General features: G+C 71.9%; 21 protein-coding genes and 1 pseudogene. 13 read left to right on the forward strand and 9 right to left on the reverse strand.

What is annotated here, in order from left to right; all coding sequences use genetic code 11:
* Positions 1-31: 31 nt before the first annotated feature.
* Positions 32-448, reverse strand: a complete 417-nt coding sequence (locus tag ACIGFK_RS19540) for a DUF4232 domain-containing protein (protein ID WP_400052836.1) — start codon at positions 446-448, stop codon at positions 32-34.
* Here ACIGFK_RS19540 and ACIGFK_RS19545 point away from each other — a divergent pair.
* The 6 genes from ACIGFK_RS19545 to ACIGFK_RS19570 all read left to right on the forward strand — a co-directional run bounded on the left by ACIGFK_RS19545 (position 423) and on the right by ACIGFK_RS19570 (position 4,979).
* Entirely contained in the window at positions 423-782 is a 360-nt protein-coding gene (locus ACIGFK_RS19545; protein WP_400052838.1) for a hypothetical protein, read from the forward strand. The genes ACIGFK_RS19540 and ACIGFK_RS19545 overlap by 26 nt on opposite strands.
* 46 nt (positions 783-828) lie before the next feature.
* Positions 829-1,356: a SigE family RNA polymerase sigma factor gene (locus ACIGFK_RS19550; RefSeq protein ID WP_376662524.1), complete on the forward strand. Its 528-nt coding sequence runs from the start codon at positions 829-831 to the stop codon at positions 1,354-1,356.
* A complete protein-coding gene (locus tag ACIGFK_RS19555; protein ID WP_400052840.1) occupies positions 1,346-2,161 on the forward strand; it encodes a DUF4232 domain-containing protein in 816 nt (271 codons plus the stop codon). The genes ACIGFK_RS19550 and ACIGFK_RS19555 overlap by 11 nt, the downstream gene beginning before the upstream one ends.
* A gap of 155 nt (positions 2,162-2,316) precedes the next feature.
* Positions 2,317-2,844, forward strand: a complete 528-nt coding sequence (locus tag ACIGFK_RS19560) for a hypothetical protein (protein WP_400052842.1) — start codon at positions 2,317-2,319, stop codon at positions 2,842-2,844.
* A 290-nt stretch (positions 2,845-3,134) separates the two neighbouring features.
* On the forward strand, positions 3,135-3,998 hold the full coding sequence (locus ACIGFK_RS19565) for an alpha/beta fold hydrolase (RefSeq protein ID WP_376658716.1): 864 nt from the start codon (positions 3,135-3,137) through the stop codon (positions 3,996-3,998).
* An 87-nt stretch (positions 3,999-4,085) separates the two neighbouring features.
* Complete coding sequence (locus tag ACIGFK_RS19570) at positions 4,086-4,979, forward strand: hypothetical protein (protein WP_386472723.1); 894 nt, start codon at positions 4,086-4,088, stop codon at positions 4,977-4,979.
* A 176-nt stretch (positions 4,980-5,155) separates the two neighbouring features.
* Here the strand turns inward: ACIGFK_RS19570 and ACIGFK_RS19575 are convergent, their stop codons facing one another.
* From ACIGFK_RS19575 to ACIGFK_RS19590, 4 genes are all read right to left on the reverse strand, one after another.
* On the reverse strand, positions 5,156-5,572 hold the full coding sequence (locus ACIGFK_RS19575; RefSeq protein ID WP_376658718.1) for an SRPBCC domain-containing protein: 417 nt from the start codon (positions 5,570-5,572) through the stop codon (positions 5,156-5,158).
* Positions 5,569-5,883, reverse strand: a complete 315-nt coding sequence (locus ACIGFK_RS19580; protein ID WP_376658719.1) for an ArsR/SmtB family transcription factor — start codon at positions 5,881-5,883, stop codon at positions 5,569-5,571. The genes ACIGFK_RS19575 and ACIGFK_RS19580 overlap by 4 nt, the downstream gene beginning before the upstream one ends.
* A 117-nt stretch (positions 5,884-6,000) precedes the next feature.
* Complete coding sequence (locus ACIGFK_RS19585; protein ID WP_376658720.1) at positions 6,001-6,675, reverse strand: response regulator; 675 nt, start codon at positions 6,673-6,675, stop codon at positions 6,001-6,003.
* Between the two features lie 23 nt (positions 6,676-6,698).
* Positions 6,699-7,943, reverse strand: coding sequence for a sensor histidine kinase (locus tag ACIGFK_RS19590; protein WP_400052846.1), 1,245 nt, complete (start codon positions 7,941-7,943; stop codon positions 6,699-6,701).
* A 142-nt stretch (positions 7,944-8,085) separates the two neighbouring features.
* Between ACIGFK_RS19590 and ACIGFK_RS19595 the strand changes: the two genes are divergently transcribed.
* From ACIGFK_RS19595 to ACIGFK_RS19610, 4 genes are all read left to right on the forward strand, one after another.
* Entirely contained in the window at positions 8,086-9,249 is a 1,164-nt protein-coding gene (locus ACIGFK_RS19595; protein ID WP_400052847.1) for a hypothetical protein, read from the forward strand.
* Complete coding sequence (locus tag ACIGFK_RS19600; protein WP_400052849.1) at positions 9,246-10,415, forward strand: glycosyltransferase family 4 protein; 1,170 nt, start codon at positions 9,246-9,248, stop codon at positions 10,413-10,415. The genes ACIGFK_RS19595 and ACIGFK_RS19600 overlap by 4 nt, the downstream gene beginning before the upstream one ends.
* 71 nt (positions 10,416-10,486) lie before the next feature.
* Positions 10,487-10,669: a hypothetical protein gene (locus ACIGFK_RS19605; RefSeq protein WP_400052851.1), complete on the forward strand. Its 183-nt coding sequence runs from the start codon at positions 10,487-10,489 to the stop codon at positions 10,667-10,669.
* Positions 10,670-11,305: 636 nt separating this feature from the next.
* Positions 11,306-14,122 (forward strand): BTAD domain-containing putative transcriptional regulator, encoded by a 2,817-nt coding sequence (locus tag ACIGFK_RS19610; RefSeq protein WP_400052880.1) that lies wholly within the window; start codon positions 11,306-11,308, stop codon positions 14,120-14,122.
* Here ACIGFK_RS19610 and ACIGFK_RS19615 read toward each other — a convergent pair.
* The 3 genes from ACIGFK_RS19615 to ACIGFK_RS19625 are packed head-to-tail and all read right to left on the reverse strand — an operon-like array spanning position 14,117 to position 16,897.
* Positions 14,117-15,076 (reverse strand): aspartyl/asparaginyl beta-hydroxylase domain-containing protein, encoded by a 960-nt coding sequence (locus ACIGFK_RS19615; protein WP_376658725.1) that lies wholly within the window; start codon positions 15,074-15,076, stop codon positions 14,117-14,119. The genes ACIGFK_RS19610 and ACIGFK_RS19615 overlap by 6 nt on opposite strands.
* A gap of 7 nt (positions 15,077-15,083) precedes the next feature.
* Positions 15,084-15,851 (reverse strand): TSUP family transporter, encoded by a 768-nt coding sequence (locus tag ACIGFK_RS19620; RefSeq protein WP_386472738.1) that lies wholly within the window; start codon positions 15,849-15,851, stop codon positions 15,084-15,086.
* Between the two features lie 56 nt (positions 15,852-15,907).
* A complete protein-coding gene (locus ACIGFK_RS19625) occupies positions 15,908-16,897 on the reverse strand; it encodes a TauD/TfdA family dioxygenase (RefSeq protein ID WP_376658727.1) in 990 nt (329 codons plus the stop codon).
* Between the two features lie 196 nt (positions 16,898-17,093).
* Between ACIGFK_RS19625 and ACIGFK_RS19630 the strand changes: the two are divergent.
* Both ACIGFK_RS19630 and ACIGFK_RS19635 read left to right on the forward strand, forming a co-directional pair.
* Positions 17,094-17,273, forward strand: a pseudogene (locus tag ACIGFK_RS19630) (helix-turn-helix domain-containing protein); the annotation flags it as partial.
* Positions 17,274-17,816 carry a hypothetical protein gene (locus ACIGFK_RS19635; protein ID WP_376658745.1) on the forward strand — a complete coding sequence of 181 codons (543 nt, stop codon included), beginning with the start codon at positions 17,274-17,276 and terminating at the stop codon, positions 17,814-17,816. It abuts the pseudogene before it with no gap.
* 189 nt (positions 17,817-18,005) lie between these two features.
* Here the strand turns inward: ACIGFK_RS19635 and ACIGFK_RS19640 are convergent, their stop codons facing one another.
* Positions 18,006-18,203: a hypothetical protein gene (locus ACIGFK_RS19640; RefSeq protein WP_376658728.1), complete on the reverse strand. Its 198-nt coding sequence runs from the start codon at positions 18,201-18,203 to the stop codon at positions 18,006-18,008.
* 344 nt (positions 18,204-18,547) lie between these two features.
* On the opposite strand from ACIGFK_RS19640, the gene ACIGFK_RS19645 reads away from it, so the two are divergent.
* On the forward strand, positions 18,548-18,676 hold the full coding sequence (locus tag ACIGFK_RS19645) for a hypothetical protein (RefSeq protein WP_376658729.1): 129 nt from the start codon (positions 18,548-18,550) through the stop codon (positions 18,674-18,676).
* Positions 18,677-18,693 lie beyond the last annotated feature (17 nt).

Here is an 18,693-nt window from a genome sequence, read left to right on the forward strand (position 1 = left end):
CGGGCCGCAACGCCCCGAACGTGGTGGTGGGTCAGGACGACATGATGAAGCGCAGGGCGAGGCCGGAGGCCGTTGTCCAGTAGGTGACACGGGCACCGTCGTCGAACGCGACCTGGCCGGGCAGGCTGATGTCGACCGGTCCGCTCATCTTGCCGTCGGGGTCGGGGCCCTGGAGGCTGAGGGGAATGGTGTTCGTGTCGTAGGTGTCCATGCGGCCGCCGGTGCCGAGCAGAGCCGCGTGGGCCTTCTCACCCGGTGCGAGGGTGGGGGGCGCGTCCTTGCTGTCCTTGATCACCGTGATCGCTTCCCTGGCATTCGGGAACTTCAGGTACGGGTACTCGTAGAGCCTGCACTTCTTCTTGCCGGTGTTGGTGACGGTGAGGAGGAGGTGCCGGACGGGCTTGCCCTTCTCGTCCTCACTCGTGGCAGAGAACGCGAGGTCACCCACGGCACACGCACCAACGGCGGCGCCGCCTCCTCCATTTGCCGTCTCGCCGCCGGGCGTCGCCGAACTGCCGCCGGGCTTCGCCGAAGCCGTCCCGCTCGCCTTCGGCGCAGCCGTCCCGCCGGCCGTCGGCAAGCTCGTCGCGCTCGGCGCGTCCGAGGGCTTGGAGTCACCCGGGCCATCGGCCCCGCTCGGCCCGCATGCCGTGGACGCGAGCAGCAGCGCGCCGAGGACGGCCGCGGCCGCCGTCTTCCTGATTGCCTTGTTTCCCCTGGTCAACAGAGCCCCCTGTGTGGTGTTCTTCGCTTTGCACGACCTGTACGCACGCCGGGAGTAGGCGGGTTGCATGCGGATCGGAAAAGTTTCGGGCCGACGGGGGCGGTATGACGGAGGACGAGTTCGACGCGTTCTACGCCTCGGCGTTCCCACGGGTCGTCGGCCAGGTGTACTCCTTCACCGGTGATCACGGCCAGGCCCAGGACGTTGTCCAGGAGGCCTTCGTACGTGCCTGGGACCGGCGCAGTGACTTCCTCGCCACCGAGGCCCCCGAAGCCTGGATCCGCACCGTCGCGATGCGCCTCGCGGTCAGCCACTGGCGGCGGGCCCGGCGGTGGCTGGAGCTGGTACGCCGCACCCCGCTGCCCGATCACGCCCCTGGACCCGGCCCCGAGCACGTCGCCCTTGTCGCGGCGCTGCGACAGCTCCCGGAGGCTCAGCGCCTGGCGATCGTTCTGCACCACCTGTGTGACCTCAGTGTGGAGCAGGTAGCCTCCGAGACCGGCGCCCCGACCGGTACGGTCAAGGCCCGCCTGTCACGCGGCCGGGCAACTCTCGCCAAGCTGCTGCCGGCGAGCGAGGTCGGTGCAGTGGGCGGGAGTGGCGAGGAGAAGGAGGAAGACCGTGGCCGATGACCTGTCCTCCGCCCTGCGCGAGCTGGCCCACAGCGCCGCCGGCCCCGCCCCGACGACGGGCGCGGAGGTCCGGCGCCGGGCCGCCGTCCGTCGGCGCCGCCGGCACTCCGCCCTCGCCGGCGGCACCGCCGTGCTGGTCGCAGCCCTCGCGTTCGGCCTGACCACGGCCCTCGGCGGCCCGGAGTCCCACCGGCACCCCGCACCACCACCCGCCGCCTCCCTCACCGCGCCCACCGCCGATGCGCCGTCCCCCACCACGCCCACTGCCGGTGCGCCCAGCGCCAGTGCGCCGTCGTCCACTGAGCCCTCTCCTCCTACGCCCACCCCCACTGCACCCAACGCCGGTGCGCCGTCCTCCACTGCGCCCGCCGCCGTTGGTGCGTGTGTCGTGGGTGATCTCGCGTTCTCTGCCACGAGTGAGGACGAGAAGGGCAAGCCCGTCCGGCACCTCCTCCTCACCGTCACCAACACCGGCAAGAAGAAGTGCAGGCTCTACGAGTACCCGTACCTGAAGTTCCCGAATGCCAGGGAAGCGATCACGGTGATCAAGGACAGCAAGGACGCGCCCCCCACCCTCGCACCGGGCGAGAAGGCCCACGCGGCTCTGCTCGGCACCGGCGGCCGCATGGACACCTACGACACGAACACCATTCCCCTCAGCCTCCAGGGCCCCGACCCCGACGGCAAGATGAGCGGACCGGTCGACATCAGCCTGCCCGGCCAGGTCGCGTTCGACGACGGTGCCCGTGTCACCTACTGGACAACGGCCTCCGGCCTCGCCCTGCGCTTCATCATGTCGTCCTGACCCACCACGACCACAACCCCTCCACGCTCCCGCACTGCTGCAATCGACTGGACGCTCGGCGCGATCGGGGGCGGCAACCGGCCGCCTGAGAAGTACAGGCGGCATGATCGGGCTGCTGACGGACCGTCGGCATCCGTAGACGGCTGGGCTCCGGCGTGTCGACGTACGAGGCATACGTGCGGGTCGGCGCGGGGAGCCCCGAGGAGGCCCGCATGCACTCCGCGTGGACACGCACCTTGTTTGTGGTCGCTGTTCTGGCAGCCGTCGCCGTGGGCACCACGGGATGCTCGGGCGACAGCACACCGTCCGACGTCGCATCGAAGGCGGCCTCCGCCGTGCAGTCGGCCGGTGCGCAGCTCGAGGCTGCGGCGGCCGAGGCCAAGAAGAAGCTCGACGGTGTGAAGGGCGGAGCGGACGCGAAGTCCGAGGTCCGCCTCGGAACACCGTCCAAGGACTCCGACGGGCACAGCACCGTGCCGGTCACGGTGTCCAACACCGCCACGAACGCGAAGTCGTTCGCAGTCCAGGTCAACTTCCGCGACACCGGAGGCAACCTTCTCGACACGGTCGTCGTGACCATCTCCGACGTCGCCCCCGGAGCCACGGGGCAGGGCACCGCCCGCAGCACGCGCAGCCTCTCCGGTGACGTGCAGGCGAACGTCGGAACGGCCCTGCGCTACTGAGCCCGCCGGGTGGGGGGTGCCGAGACCGGGCTCCGCCGTACGGGTCGGTCCGACCTGCCCGTGACGGGCCGCCGGTCGGGGCCCGTCAGGTGGAGGGGCCTGCGGCGCGGGGCAATACTGGACGCATGGGATGCGGGCACCTGGTGCGAGGGCCGCGCGGACCGGCGGCCGTGGCACTCGGCGTACTGCTGCTCGGTCCCTCGGGTGTCGGTGCCCCGGCTGGTCCCCCTCCGCCGACTCCTCCCCCGACCCCTCCGCCGGCCTCCGGTCCCGTGGACGGCGGCCGGCAGGTGACCCTGCCCGATGGGCGGCTGATCTACGTGGACTGCCGGGGGCGCGGCTCCCCCACCGTGGTCCTGGAGTCCGGCATCCACGACTCCTCCGACGTCTGGAGCCTGACCCGGACCGAGCCGCCCGTGCCCGCTTCGCCGGCCACGCTGCCGGGCATCGCGCGCGGCGCGCGCGTGTGCACGTACGACCGGCCCGGCACGATCCGCTACACGACACCGCCCACCCTGACCGGCCGGAGCAGCCCCGTGGCCATGCCGCGCAGCCTGCCGGCCCTGGTGAGCGAGTTGGACCAGACGCTGACGGCCGCCGGGGAGAAGGGCCCCTACCTTCTCGTCGGTCATTCCTTCGGCGGGATGATCACCCGGCTGTACGCGCAGACCCACCCCGAACGGACGGCCGGCCTGGTGTTCGTCGACGCCTTCGGGCCCGAGATCCGGGACGGGCTGGGAGCCGACTGGCCGGCCTACGCCCGCCTGGTCAACCGGCCTGGGGTGCCCCTGGAAAGGGATCCGGGCTTCGAGACGATCGACCTCGACGGCGCGATGGCGGCGGTGGAGAAGGGGCCGCGCCTGCCCTCCGTTCCCATGGCGGTCATCAGCAAGACCGCGCCCTTCGAGGTGGCCCCGGGCACGCCGACCGCGCTCATGAAGGCGGTCGAGGCGGCCTGGCCGCGCCTGCAGGACAGCCTGGTGGCGCTCGGACCGCATACCCCGCACGTTCTGGCCACGGGGAGCGACCACTACGTACAGCTCCGCGACCCCGACCTGGTCACTTCCACGGTCGGCCTGGTCCTGAACCGGGCGCGGGACCTGCGGACGGCTCCGCCGGGAGAGACGCCGGCCCACGGACCGGCTGCTCGGTGACCACCCGGACGGGCCTCCGGCGACCGGCAGAGGGGTGGTGCCACGGCGACGGAGAGCAGGGCGTGCCCGATTGTAGGATCTTCGTCCGTGACAGGGATCGATTACGGACGCTTCCACGAACTGCTGGAGCAGGCGCGCAGCGCCGCGGCGACGGATCCTGCGGGTTCCGACGCGAGGTGGGAGCTGCTGCGCCGGTTCCAGGAGGAGTGGGGCTACCGGCCCGCCCCCGGTGGGCGCCGGCAGCCGGACGCGCCGGACGAGCACAAGCAGTACGTCGCCAACCTGAAGGCCGCGGCCTCGGCCGGGCCGGCGGATGACGAGCCGGATGACGAGCCGGATGACGTCGACCGCTCGCTCGCCGTGCCCGCCGCACTGGCCGAGTGGTGGGACCTGCCGTTCAACTCCCTTGCGGACCGCTGGGAGGCCTACGAGACCAACCCGGTCTGGCCGCCCACCATCCGCCCTGACCCCAGCGGCTACGGCAGCTCCGACGGGCTGCCCGGCGGCAACCCGTTCGTCGGACCGGGGGACGACCGGCGCGTCTGCGTGTTCATGGCCGAGAACCAGTACTGCAACGAGTGGGGCTACCCCGCGGCCCACGCCCATCTCGCCGACCCCCAGGTGCTCGTCAGCGGAGTCGACGAGGAGTACGAACCGGTCTGGGTGCTCCAGAGCCACTCGGTCTCCGAGTTCCTCCTCCAACTGGCCGTCACCCGGCTGCCCGCCGACTACGGGTACGTCGTCGAGGAGGACGAGGCCGACCCCGGGGTGGTGACCCGGCTCCGGACCCACCTGCGACCGATGGGCTTCCTCCCGTGGCGCGAACTCGGCGCCCACACCGAGTACTTCGGCGGGCTCGATGTCATCGTCGCGTACAACACCGGACAGGGCGACTTCCCGATCGTCGCCTACGGACGTACCGAGGAGGCGCTGGACCGGCTCGCCGCAACACTCGGCCTCGACTGGGCGGACGAGGACTGAGACTCGGCGCCGTACGGTGTTCCGGATGCTGCGCGGCACCCCCCTGGTCCGGCAGGTCGGCTGGGCACGGCTCATCGTCGGGCAGTCGGCGTGGGGCACGCTCACCGCCGTGGTCATCGTGGCCGTGCCGTGGTCCGATCGGCTCGTCCCGCAGGTGCTGTTCTGGGTGGCGCTCGTCAGGCGGTCCCGGCCAGGGCCGTGTCGAGGTTGTCCAGGACGTGGGGCCAGCCCTTGCCCATGCCCGCGAAGGCCTGTCGCCCCATCGGGGAGTCGAGGTCGAAGCCTGCGTGGCTGAGGACGAGGCGGGTGCCGTCGCCTTCCGGGTGGAGGGTCCAGGTGATGGTGGTGTCGAGGGTGCCCTCGGCGAACCGGTAGGCCAGGAGGCGCTCCTCGTCCACCTCGGTCACCTCGCAGGGCTGAAGGCCGAAGTTGTTGCCCATGTCGAGGGTGAACCGGTGCCCGACGACGGGCTTGACGTCGCCGGCGGCCCACCAGCGGGCGTGCAGCTCGGGGTCGGTCAGGGCCCTCCACACCGTGGCCGGGGGGTGGGTCAGGAACTTCTCGCAGGTGATCGTGTCGTTCTCGGTCGTCATGATCCGTTTTCCTCGTCCAGGAGATCGGACAGCGCATCCAGGCGCTGCTTCCAGTAGTGCTCGAACGGATGCAGCCACTCGCTCACCTCGGCCAGCCTGGCGGGCTCGAGGTGGTAGAAGCGGTGTCGGCCGCGGGGTTCCTCCCGTACCAGTCCCGCGGCGCGGAGCACCGCCAGGTGCTCGGATACGGCGGGCCGTCCGAGCTCGAACATCCCGGCGAGCTCCCCGGTGGAGCGAGGCCCCTCACGCAGGCTTTCGAGCAGTCTGCGGCGCACCGGATTGGCCAGCACGCCGAACACATCCGTAGGCATGACGACAGTATGCGTCGGGAATCTCCGACGCGTCAATTATTTCCGACGCATTTACGGGGTCGCGCGGCCGGCCCCGACCCTGCGGCGCCCCGGCGACGCAGGCGGGGGAAGGATCGCTCAGCCGGTTCTGCCTTCCCTGCCGCCCACCCGCGCCAGCCCCAGCTCGTAGGCCGCGATCACGGCCTGCGCCCGGTCCCTCAGCTCCAGCTTGGTGAACAGCCGGTTGATGTGGGTCTTCACGGTGTGATCCGTGATCGTGAGCCGGTGCGCGATCTCCGCATTGGACAGCCCCCGCGCGATCAAGGCGAGCACCTCCGCCTCACGTGCGGTGAGCTCCCCCACGGCGTGCACCGGTAGCCGAGGTGCCCGTGCACGGACGAACTCACCGATCACCCGCTTGGTGATCTCGGGTGAGAGCAGCGCGTTCCCGGCCGCCACCACCCGTACTGCGTGGAGCAGTTCGGGAAAGGTGGCGTCCTTGAGGAGGAAGCCGCTCGCGCCGGCCGCGAGCGCGTCGTACACGTACTCGTCGAGGCCGAAGGTCGTCAGGATCAGGACCCTGGTCGTGTTCTCGGGCCGGGCCAGGATCTCGCGGGCCGCCTCGATGCCGTTCTTGTGCGGCATGCGGATGTCGAGGAGCACGATGTCGGGCCGCGTCGCGGTGACGATGCGCACCGCCTGCACGCCGTCCTCGGCCTCGCCCACGATCTCGATGTCCTCCTGGGTGGCGAGGAGATTGGCGAAGCCGGTGCGGACGACCGCCTGGTCGTCGGCGACCACTGCCCTGATCACACTCAATTCCTTCCCCCTGCCGATCACCTGGTCCCCCAGGGGAGCTCCGCCTCCACCAGGAATCCTCCGTCCGGGCCCGCGCCCGCGCTGAGCCGGCCGCCGACCAGGGCCGCCCGTTCCCGCATCCCGGTCAGGCCGTGGCCCGCGCCGGAGCCTGGTCCGGAGCCGGAGCCGGGGCCAGAGCCGGGGCCAGGGCCGGGGCCGGGGCTTGGGCCCGGGCCGTCGTCGCGGATGCGCAGCGTGAGCAGCAGGTCGGTGCCGTAGTCGATCTCCACAACGGTACGGGCCCCGGGAGCGTGCTTGCGTGCGTTGGTCAGCGCCTCCTGCGTGATGCGGTACGCGGACAGCTCCCACGCGGCGGGCAGTGGAACCCGCTCCCCCGTCACCCTCAACTCGGCCTCGCCGCCCACCGTCCGGTGCTGCTCGACCAGTTCGGCGAGGTGGTCGAGGGTCGGCTGCGGGGCGGTGAGGGCCGCCTCCCCCTGGCTTTGGGGCGTGCGCAGGACACCGAGGAGGCGGCGCAGTTCGGCCATCGACGAGCGGGCGGTGCCGGCGATCTGCTGGAAGGCGTCCCGGGCCTGGGGGGTCAGTCCGGAGGTGGTGTACGTGGCGCTCTCGGCCTGCACGGCGATCATCGACACCGAATGCGAGACGATGTCGTGCAGCTCACGGGCGATGGCCGCCCGTTCGGCCTCGGCGGCCTGCTGCCGCTCCATGGCGATCAACCGGGCCTGGGCCTCGTTCCGTTCGGTGCGGGTCTCCTCCCGGGAACGTACCGCGTCGCCCATCATGACCGCCGCGAAGATGACCACGGTCAGCAGGAACGCCTCGGCGAACAGGCTGAGCGAGCCCTTCTCCCAGAGGGCCGGCACCGGCAGGTCCATCCGCGACCACGTGTTGATGTGCACCAGGTTCACGCACAGGGCCCCGAGCGCGGCGCCCGCCACGGTCAGCGCGGGGTGCAGCACCCGGCTGCGGCCCAGGGCGTAGCAGCCGATCAGCCCGCTCACCATGATCGAGACGTACAGGCTGACGTCACCGGCGAAACCGATCAGCCCGGCGGCGACCGTGAGGACGGCGACGGGCGGGAACGACCGCCGCCACATCAGCGAGGCGGAGGAGACCAGGACCCCGATCGTGGTGGTCGTGGATCCGGGGAAGGCGATCAGCTCCGCCACGGCACCGGCGGTCAGGGCCCCGCCGGTGAGCCAGGGGTAGGCGGGTGCGGCGATCCAGGCGTGGAACCGCTGTTGGAGGGACGTACTCATGCATCCATGGTCCGTGCCGGAGCGGGTGCGCGCGTCGCCGTACGGGTTGAGTCTGCTGCCGGACGTCATGCCACGGGTTGAGTCCCGGGTCCGGAGCCTCGGTTGACGCCCTCCGGCCCGTGGATTCCTACCGTCGGTGGGCATGACGAAGAACGTTGAACGGCACGTGCGGCGCGTGCCGCACCTGCGGCATTTGCGGTGCATACGGTACGAGCGGCATGCATGGGCGGGCTGCGCGCTGGTCGCGCTGGGGTTCGCGTCGGCCTCGGGGCTCGGGCCGCACCGGCTGTGGGGGGTGGTGGCGGGAGCGGGTTACGCCGTCGCGGCGCTCCTGGCCTGCGGCGAGCGCAGCCGGCCCGCCGCCAGGGTGATCGCGGTGGCGGGGGCCGCCGTGATGCCGCTCCTCTGGTCGGTGGCGGCCGGACTCGGGCAGTCGGAGGTCGCCGTCATCGAGCGGTCGGGGCGGCTGCTGCTCACGACGGGCAGCCCGTACGTCGCCGACCCCACGGCCGTCGCCGACTTCAACCCGTACCTGCCCGGGACGGCGCTCTTCGGCGTGCTGCCCGGGGATCCCCGCTGGTGGCTGGACGGCGCCTTCGTGGCGGCCCTCACTGCGGCCGGCCTGTGCCGGGCCCGGCTGCTCGCCTGCCCTCTGGTCGCACTGCCCTTCGCGGTGAGCGGGACCGACCTCCCGATCGCCGGCCTGATGTGCCTCGGCATCGCCCTCGCCGGGCGGGGGCGGGCGGGCCGCGCGGGGCTGGCCCTCGGCGCCGCCGCCGCGCTCAAGTGGACGGCGTGGCCCGCGCTGCCCGTGGCGCTGGCGCTGATCGCGGCAGGCAGGGGCGGCCGTCCCGCAGTGCGGTTCGCCGCGGTGTCCCTGACCACGGCGACGGCGGCGGTGCTGCCCTTCGCGCTCGCCAACCCTTCCGGCTTCTACCTCAGCGTCGTCGCCTTCCCCCTGGGCCTCAGCGGCACCACCTCGCCGGCCGCGAGTCCGCTGCCGGGCCATCTGCTCGCGACGTACGCCCCCGGCGGCAGGGTGGTCGCGCTCGCGCTCCTCGCGGTGAGCGCGCTGCTGATCGCGGTGTCGCTGGTGGTGCGCCCGCCGGGGACGGCGCGGGCGGCGGCCATCCGGCTCGCGCTCGGTCTGGGCCTGGCGATGGCCCTGATGCCCTCGACCCGATTCGGCTACCTGGTCTACCCGCTGGTGCTCGGGGCGCTGGCGTACCGGATGCGGCAGCGCGGCAGCGCCTCTGCCCCTGCCGTCGCCCCGGTCTCCCCTTCGAAGGCGGAGGCCGCCGCATGACGCACAACTCCAGCCCTCGCCCTCGTACCCTGATCGTCACCAATGACTTCCCGCCCAGGCAGGGCGGCATCGAGACGTTCGTCCGTGAACTGGCCGACCGCTTCCCGCCCGACGAGGTGGTCGTCTTCACCTCGGCGCCGAATCCGACCACAGCCGGGCCGGCACCCGACGAGTCCCTTCCGTACCCGGTGATCCGTCACCGGGCACGCACCCTCCTGCCCACCCCCCGGGCCACCGCGCACGCCGCCTCCGTGGCCCGCCGGTACGGCTGCGACCGGGTGTGGTTCGGCGCCGCGGCACCGCTCGGCCTGATGGCGGACCGGCTGCGGCGGACCACGGACATCCGCACCGCCGTCGCCACCACGCACGGCCACGAGGTGTGGTGGGCCCGCACCCCCGGCGCCAGGGCTCTGCTGCGCCGCATCGGGACCGAGGTCGACGCCCTCACCTGGCTGGGCACGAGCACCCGCCGGCCGATCGAGTCTGCCCTCGCCCCCGGAACCCGCACCGCACGCCTCGTCCCCGGGGTCGACACCGCGGCCTTCCACCCCTTCCTGGACGGCGGCCCGGTGCGCGCCCGCTACGGTCTGGGCCGCCGCCCGGTGATCCTGTGTGCGGCACGACTGGTCCCGCGCAAGGGCCAGGACACCCTGATCAGGGCACTGCCCTGGATCCGCAGGGCGCTCCCGGACGCGATGCTCCTGCTGGTCGGTGAGGGCCCGTACGCCTCCGAACTACACCGACTCGCCCTGGCCGAAGGCGTCGTGGACTCGGTCGTCTTCGCAGGCGGCCACCCCCACCACACCCTGCCCTCCTTCTACGCCGCCGCCGACGCCTTCGCGATGCCCTGCCGCACCCGAAGGCGCGGCCTGGAGTTGGAAGGGCTGGGCATCGTCTACCTGGAGGCTGCGGCATCCGGACTCCCCGTCCTGGCCGGCGACTCGGGGGGCGCCCCGGACGCGGTGCGCGAGGGCGAGACCGGCTACGTCGTCGACGGCCGCTCGGTGGCGGCAACGGCGGACCGCCTGACCAGACTCCTCCGCAACCCCGGCCTCGCCCGCCGGATGGGCGAGGAGGGCCGCCACTGGGTCGAGACCGAATGGACCTGGGACCGCTCCTACGCGACGCTGGCGGGGCTGCTCGGCACCGCGGGAGCAGCCGAGTGAGGGAGCGTGGGTCGTACCGGCGTCGGCAGGGGTGGCCAGGTCCCCGGCGGGGCGGTCACCAGGCTCGCGCCATGTCCGACGATCTCGGCTTCACTCGTACGTGCTGCGGCGAGCACCGCCCAGAGCTGGCCTTGAACGACCCGGCCATTGCCCCGGACGACTGGGATCCCGGCTTCGAGGCCGATCCGGACCGCATGCTGTCGACCGACCAGTGCGTGATCAAGGGCCGGGACCGGCCGGGCGAACTGCCGTGAGAGCAGTGGGAACCGGACTGGACCTGGCCGGCGCAGCGGCTGTGGCTGCGCCGGCCGCGAGCGTGGTCCCCGGCCTCTGCGGAACAGGGTCACGCCCCAGGCGATTCCGCGCCATCGCCGGTTCCCCCGGACGACTGGCCGGGTAGGCGAGAAGAACCCACCGCAAGGCCGCGAATCGCGGTTTCCCTGTTTGCATTGCCGTATCAAAGCCCCTGCGGGCGCCCTGCCGTGGCGAAGCATCCGGATTCGGCCTACGTGGAGCGGCCGAGAATCGATCATGTCGGGCGGGGGGCGCATGGCTGGTTGTCGACGTGTCGGCGGGGCCCGGGCTGTGAGCGTGATCACTCGATCGTAAAGCTGTGACCTGCACTGATGTACCGTCTGATAAGAATGGATCGGGGGGTTTTGGTGTTACGGGGAATCACAGAAGAAATCGTGGAAGTGCGCCTGCTGGGGCCACTGGACGTCAGAGTCAAGGGGGCGTCGGTACCCATTACCGCGCCCCGACTGCAAGCCGCTCTCGGATCTTTGCTCCTTAGCGCCGACAACGTCGTTCCCACCCAGCAACTGGCCGAGGCCATCTGGGAGGGGGAACCGCCGACCGATCCGGCCAATCAGGTCGCAGCGTGCATGTCCATGCTGCGGCGGCACTTCAGACGTGCCGGGGCACGAGGCGAGGTGGTCGTCACTCAGCCCCCCGGCTACCGCTTTCCACTGGCCGGCGTTCGGCTGGACACCCATGTCGTGCGCGAGCTGCGAGCCGATGCGCAGCAGCGCCTGGCCGACGGGGACACGGAGACGGCGCTCTCCTGCCTGAAGGAAGCGCTCTCCCTGTGGCGGGGGCCGGTCCTGTCCGGGGTGAGCCGACGCGTCTGGCAGCCGGACGTGCACCGCTGGGAGGAGGAGTACGCCGCGATCCGCCTGGCCTGCTCCGAACTGCAGCTCGACCTCGGCCACCACGAGGAACTGGTCTCGGAGCTGTCCGCCTTCATCAGGCAGCATCCTCTGCTGGAGAAGCCGCGCGGCGTGCTCATGCAGGCCCTGGCGCGGTCGGGCCGGCAGGCCGACGCCCTGCGGTTGTTCCGCAGTACCGCCGATCTGCTGAGGGAGGAGCTGGGGGTCGTACCAGGCCCCGAGTTGCAGGCGATCCACCAGCAGGTGCTCCTCGGGCAGACGGCGTCACCGCCTGCGGTCGCTTCGCCTGCGGTGCCGACGCCGCCCCCGGCACCGGCCCCGGCGCGGTCCCCGGCCCCACAGCCTGCCCCGCACGCAGCCCCGCAGAGCGCGCCGACGGGACCGTGCCAGTTGCCCGGGGACCTGGCCGAGTTCACCGGCCGCACCGGGGAGCAGCTCACCGTCGAGGCGGCCCTGACCAGGGGCTCGGCATCGGTGCCCGTCGTCTCGCTGGTCGGAGCGGGAGGGACGGGGAAGACGGCGCTGGCCGTGCACACCGCCCACAAGCTGCGGTCCGTCTTCGACGCGGGACAGCTGTACGTGAACCTGCACGGCATGAGCGACGCCCCGCTGGCTCCGGAGGAGGCGCTGGCCCGGTTCCTGCGCGAGCTCGGGCTGCAGGGGACCATCCCGGAGTCGCTGGACGAGCGGGCCGCGATGTTCCGAAGCCTGGTCGCCGACAAGCGGATGCTCATCGTCCTCGACGACGCGGGAGACGCGCGGCAGGTGCTGCCGCTGCTCCCCGGTACGGAGAGTTGCGCGGTCGTGGTGACCAGCCGGATGCGGCTGGCGACGGTTCCCGTGACGTGCACGGTCGAGCTGAAGGTGCTGGACCGGGCCCAGGCGCTGGAGCTGCTGTCCGGTCTCGTGGGGGCGGCGAGGGTCGCGGCCGAGCCGGAAGTGGCGCTGCAGATCGTGGAGTACTGCGGGACGCTGCCGCTGGCGCTGCGCATCGTGGGGGCCAAACTGGCCGCCCGGCCGCACTGGCCGCTGGGCAAGGCGGCCTCGCGGCTGGCCGACGAGCGGCGACGGCTGGACGAGCTGGCGCACGAGAACCTCGAGGTGAGGGCCTGCCTGGAGCTGTCCTACCAGGGCATCAGCCCGCGGGCGCGGGTCCTCTTCCGCAGGCTCTCGCTGGCCGGTGCGTCGGACTTCTCCGAGTGGATCTGCGCCCCTCTCGTCGCGGCGCCTCTCGCCGACGCGGAGGACCTGCTGGAGGAGCTGCTGGACGCCCGCCTGCTGGATGTGACCACTCCGGCCGGCTCGGCACGGCCGCGGTACCGGATGCACGATCTGGTCCGCCTGTTCGCGGTCACCCTGGTCGAGGAGATGGAGCCGGGCGAGGAGCGGACCGCTGCCCTGCTCCGGCTGGGGACGGCCACGCTGGCCCTGGCGGACCAGGCGCACCAGCGCGTGTGCGGCGGGGACTTCGCCACCGTCCACGGCCTCGCCGACAGGGGGTGCGCCCCGTCCGACGTACTGGAGACGGTCGGGCGCGACTGGCTCGGCTGGTACGAGGCGGACCGGTCCCTGCTCACGGCGCTGTGCCAGAAGCTCGCGGACGAGGGCCACGACGAGCTCGCCTGGGATCTCGCGGCGACGAGCCGGTGCCTGTTCAGCCTCCGGTTCCACTTCGACGACTGGAAGGCCACGCACGAGGCCGCCCTCGCGGCCGCAGAGCGCAATGGGAATGGCAGGGGCACGGCAGCGATGCTGCTGGGGCTCGGGGATCTCCACCTCACCAAGCGGCGTTACGACCAGGCCATCCCCCTCCTGACCAGATCGCAGCAGCTGTTCGAGAAGGCGGGGGACGAGTACGGCCTCGCCCTGGCCCTGCGCAAGACCGCCTGCGCGGACCGCGTCCAGGGGCGGTTCGAGGAGGCGCTGGCCGGCTGGGAGGCGGCGCTGACGGTCCTGCGGGCGCAGGGCGACGTGGAGTCCCAGGCACAGGTGCTCCGGTGGACCGGGCAGACCCTGCTCGAATGGGGCAGGCCGGATGAGGCCGTTCCGTTCCTCTTCCGGGCCGAGGAGGTGGTGGACGGATTCACCGGGCGCAGCGCGGCGCAGGTACGGCTCAGTCTGGGCGACCTCCGTCTGGCGCGGGCCGATCTCCCGGGCGCGGCCGCGGATTTCGCCCGCGGGCTGGAGATGACGCAGGACAACGGAGACCTCAGCGGCCGCTGCTACGCCCTGTGGGGGCTGGGCTGGACGGATCTGATGAGCGGGCGGGTGACGCAGGCCGACGAGCGGCTCCGCGAGGCCCTCTCGCTCGCCGGCGACATCCACGACCCTTTGATGGAGGCGCACATCATGCTCGCGCTGGCCGAGGTCGCGCGGCGCAGCGGCGACCTCCAACGAGCGGTTGCCGTCCTGGAGGAGGGGGCGGAGCTGTGCCGGGTGATGGAGGCACCGGCCCGTCTCGACCTGTTCACGGCCGCGCTCGCCCAGCTGGGCCGGCCGGGTCGTCGGGGTAGCCCGGCGGGCACGCTCTCGTCATGAGAGCGGCCGCCGGACCACGTACGTGTTCGTGCCCTCCCTCATCCGCAGGACGGCCTCGCGGCGGGGTCCGGCCGCGATCTGGACGGTCCTCTCGTCGCTCCAGCCGCGCAGGCGGAACTCGCCGTCGCCCACGTGTTCCAGGCCGCAGAACGGTTGGCCCGCCAGGAACAGGACCGGAGCGCCTGCCCGGAGCCCGATCGACGCCTCGATGTCGGCCCGGCTCGTCCCGCGGTGCATGAGGTGGCCCGGGTACTCCCAGTTCGCGAACAGCTCCGGCAGCTGGAAACGGCAGCCCAGCCGCTCCGCGTCCGGCGGGCACAGCGGCACTTCCGGGCGGCGTCGCAGCGCGGCCGGGCCCGCCAGGGCCCGGCGCAGCGCGGCGGGGAAGAGCGCTTCCACCTCCGGCGTGTGGAAGAGGTCCACGATGAGGTGGACGAGGTCCGTGGTGTCGGCGTTCACGATGACGTGGCTGCGCCACGACGCCGCGAACCAGAGGCTCCCGGGCGCCCAGTGCTGGTGCTCCCCGACGAAGACGGACCGGGCCTGCGGACCGCCGGCGACCGGGAGGTGCAGCCGGCACAGCCCCCACGACGGGCCGACCTTCGGCGCCCGCATGTCCGGGGCGCGCACACCGGGCGCCGCCGCCCACAGCCGGGCCCCCCTCACGGGCCCGGGCAGGCTGTCGATGATCTCGCCGAAGTAGGGCAGCCGGCGCAGCCAGGGTGTCGCGCGGAAGCCGTAGAGGTTCGGACCGCCGGCGTCCGTCCGCCGCGGGTCCCCGCCGGGGCTGCGCAGGGGCAGGACCCGGCGGCCGCCGGCGGCACCGAACGCATCGCCGGAGCCGGCCGCGAACGCGGCGAGCTCCGCGCGCATGCGTGCGGCGTCGTACCGGGCTTCCAGCTGCACGGCATTGGGAAGCCGCGCGCCCTGGGGGTCGAAGGACCGCTCGGACATCACCGGCTCAGCCGAACTGGTCGAAGGCGAGCTTGACGACCATTCCGGCCACCGCCACGAGCAGGACGGCCCGTACGAACCCGGACCCGCGGGTCAGGGCGGTCCTGGCGCCGAGGGCGGCACCGGCGATGTTGCAGACGGCCATGCCCGCAGCGAGGGTCCACAGCACCTGGCCCTGAGCCGCGAAGACGCACAGCGCCCCGAGGTTGGTCCCCACGTTCACGACCTTGGCCAGCGCCGAGCTCTGCAGGAATTCGAGGGAGAGGAGGCCGGTGAACGTGAGGATCAGGAAGGTTCCCGTTCCGGGCCCGAACACCCCGTCGTAGAAGCCGATCCCGCATCCGGCGAAGGCGATCACGAGGATGCGCCTGCGCCGGCCGACCATCCCCTCGCCTTCGACCGCGCCGAACCGCGGGCGCATCGCCACGAAGACGGCGACGCCGACGAGCAGGGCCATGACCACGGGCCGGAACCAGTCCTTGGGGACCATGGACGCCGACAGCGCGCCGAATCCGGCGGCGGGAACGGCGAGCAGTGCGGCGGGCAACGCCACCGAGCGAGGCAGTTTCGTACGGCGGGCGTACGTGACGGCGGCGACGGTCGTCCCCGCGATGGCCGTCGCCTTGTTCGTGCCCAGGGCCACGGCCGGCGGCAACTGGGGGAAGGCCAGGAGCAGGGCGGGGATCAGGATCAGCCCACCGCCTCCCACGACGGCGTCGACCCACCCCGCTCCGGCGGCGACGGCCAGGAGGCCGCCGACATCTATAACGTCCACGTCCACGACTTCTTTCTGATTCGGCCTCGGTTGCGTCTGGTGTCAGGGAGGCCGGCTCAGAAGACGCCGGAGATCTGGGCCAGGTCGGGGACCACGCGCCGGGAGTCCATCATCTGCTCGGCCCAGCGGGGGGTCGCGCGCAGCGAATAGCACCGGCGCAGCCAGCGGTCGGCGCCGTCGTAGCGCGGAGTGAAGGAGGAGCGTCCGTGGGCCGCGATGTGGTTGTCGACGAGGACGAGGTCCCCCGGCTCCAGGACGATGTCGCGGCAGACGGTTTCGAGGGCTGCGGACAGCGCCTCGAGTGCGGCCTTGCCCTTGGCGTCCCCGGCAGTGGTGTTGTGCGAGTTGAACCGCATGAACGACTGCCCCTCACGTCCGAACAGCACGGGGTGCGGGCCCGCCGTGGGTCGCGGGCCGGGGATGTTGCGCGCGAAGGAGGTCGGGTAGGCGCTGTGGAAGCGCGGGGAGCGCAGGATGCTGCGCTGCTCTTCGTCGAGGAGGGCCTCCGCCTCACGGATGGAGGCCACGCGGGTGGCCGCGATCGCGTCGTGGTCCTGGCGCAGGCAGATCAGGCCGAGGAAGTCGGGGCGCAGGGGGTGGTGGACGTTCTCGGTGTGGAAGTCGAACGCCACCGAGCCGCTGTTCTCGATGCGGGTCTCCTCGCCGCGCACGGGGTGGACGTCGTGGACCAGCGCACCGTCCTTCTCGTCCCGGTAGCCGATGAGCGATCCGACCACGTCGGCCACGAGGGCCATCGTCCCGGACGTGCCGTGCTCGTCCAGGAGGCGCGAGCCATGGGTCGTGGGCGTCGGGGGCAGCTCCCCGACCTGCAGCCCCCGCAGCAGCAGGTACCCGGTGCGCGAGGTCCCTTCGGCGAAGCCGAGCAGGGCGCCGCGCACATCGGAGGGTATGTCGAGCAGCAGGTCTGCGAGCCGGGTGGCCGGAGCGCCCAGGAGAGCGGCTGCGCTCACGGAAAGCTCCCACATCCGCCGGCTGTCCGCTTCCGACAGCCGGACCTCGGACTGCTCCAACGCCGCCAGTTCCATCACAAGGCTCCTTAGTGAGTGCAGCGGGTCCCCACGGCCCCGCTCGCTGCATTCACCCTAGGAAGAGGACATGTCGAAGCTCTGCCGAAATCCTGTCATCCGCATGTTCCCCGGTGTCCTTGACATTCGAATCACGGCGCTCCTAGCTTTCAGGTGGCTGATGCGGTGAACTCCGCCTGATGAAGGAGACATCTTTTTGGGCGCCCTGCTCCACGGTGAAAGCAGTCGCGAGCGCGTTTCGGATCGCGCTTTCAAGGTCCTCGGGGTCCTGCGCGACATGGGGGCCGGCCCGCATGCACTGCGGTCGATTGTCAGCCGGAGCGGACTGAGCCGTTCCACCGTGCAGCGGCTCATTCAATCGGGAATGAGGAACGGCGTGATCCGGCAGCCCCGGCACGGCTATTACGCCCTGGCCGGGAACCGGGACGAGGCGGGGTTCTCCCCCCGCCAGTGGATTCCGGCCTCCGGGACCGCGCTGCGCGCCATGGGCATCGTGGCGGAGGAGTCCGGGCACACCGCCGGCCTGCACGCGGCCGTGCTGACCGACGTACCGGTCCAGGTCTGCGTGGGCTGCGTGGACAACCCCGGCGGCATCCCGCAGGAGGCCTCCCTCGGGATACCGCGGCGCCTTGGAGAAGACGCCGCCGGGCAGGCCATTCTGGCCTATCTCGACCTGCCGCACCCGAGGCCGGGTGAGCGCGCAGCGGTCCGCCTCCGCGGCTGGGCCGCCTCGTCCGGGCCGGTGTCCGGGTCGCAGATGGTCGCCGTGCCCATCCTCCGCTTCGGGGTTCCGGTCGGCGCCGTGAGCCTCACGGCACCGGCGGACACCATGCCATCATCCGGAGTCCCTGCCGGGGTGCGGGCGTTGAAGCGCGCGGCCGGGCTGCTGCAGAGAGGCGCCGGCCGTTCGTGCGCCTAGTGCGGTGACACCCGGACCTGCGCGGGGCGCGAGGCCCGCGATAGCGAGGTGAGCAGGCAGGGGTGACGCCGCAGGCGCCGATGGCGTCGGTGTTGCCCCCATCGGCGCCGAAGCGGCGGCTCTTGCAGTACTCGGCCCCCTCGCCGCCGCCTTGGGCAGGGCGGCGGCGAGGGGGCCGGAGGAGACGCTCTAGTAGACGTACCGCGCCCAGCCCTGGCCCGGGACGTACACCTCGTGGCCCTTGCGGTTCACGTAGGCAGTGCCGCAGCTGACGCTGACCGACCCCGTTCCGCTGATGGACGAACCGGTCTTCTGCGAGGTCCAGCCGTTCTCGGTCACACACTCCGCCCAGGCGCGCACCTGACGGCCGCAGGGGTTGCTGCTCACCCTGACGTTCACCGTGTCCCCACCGGAAACGGTGGCGTTCGCGCTGGTTATGCAGCTGGGGTCCGCGGAGGCCGTCGAAACGAATACGGGGAGCGCGCTGAAAGCCACTGCGGCCGTCAGGCCGAAAAGCGACTTCTTCGCAATGCCCTGGATCGTCTTCATTTAATTCCTCGTGTCATGTCGGAGCTGTTTCTCTTTTCTGCCGCCATTCAAGCGGCCGGTCGAGCGGCGGACAACGAAGATCAACGAAAGGGTCACCGGATGACTCAAAGGGGCGGGCAAGCCTGCCCTTGTTCCTGTTTCTTCCGCTACGAGACGGTCAGCCGGCCGTATCGTCCGTGCAAGTGGGTCGTTTCCAGGGCATGAAGAAGACCACCACTGCCGCCGCGCTGGTCCTCGCCGGCCTTGCCCTCGCTGCTCCGGCCCACGCCGACAACTGCTCCGACGGCAACGTCATCGACCACTCGAAGTAGCCCGCCTCCCGAGCCCG

This window comes from Streptomyces sp. NPDC085524, assembly GCF_044541755.1.
Classification (GTDB): Bacteria; Actinomycetota; Actinomycetes; order Streptomycetales; family Streptomycetaceae; genus Streptomyces.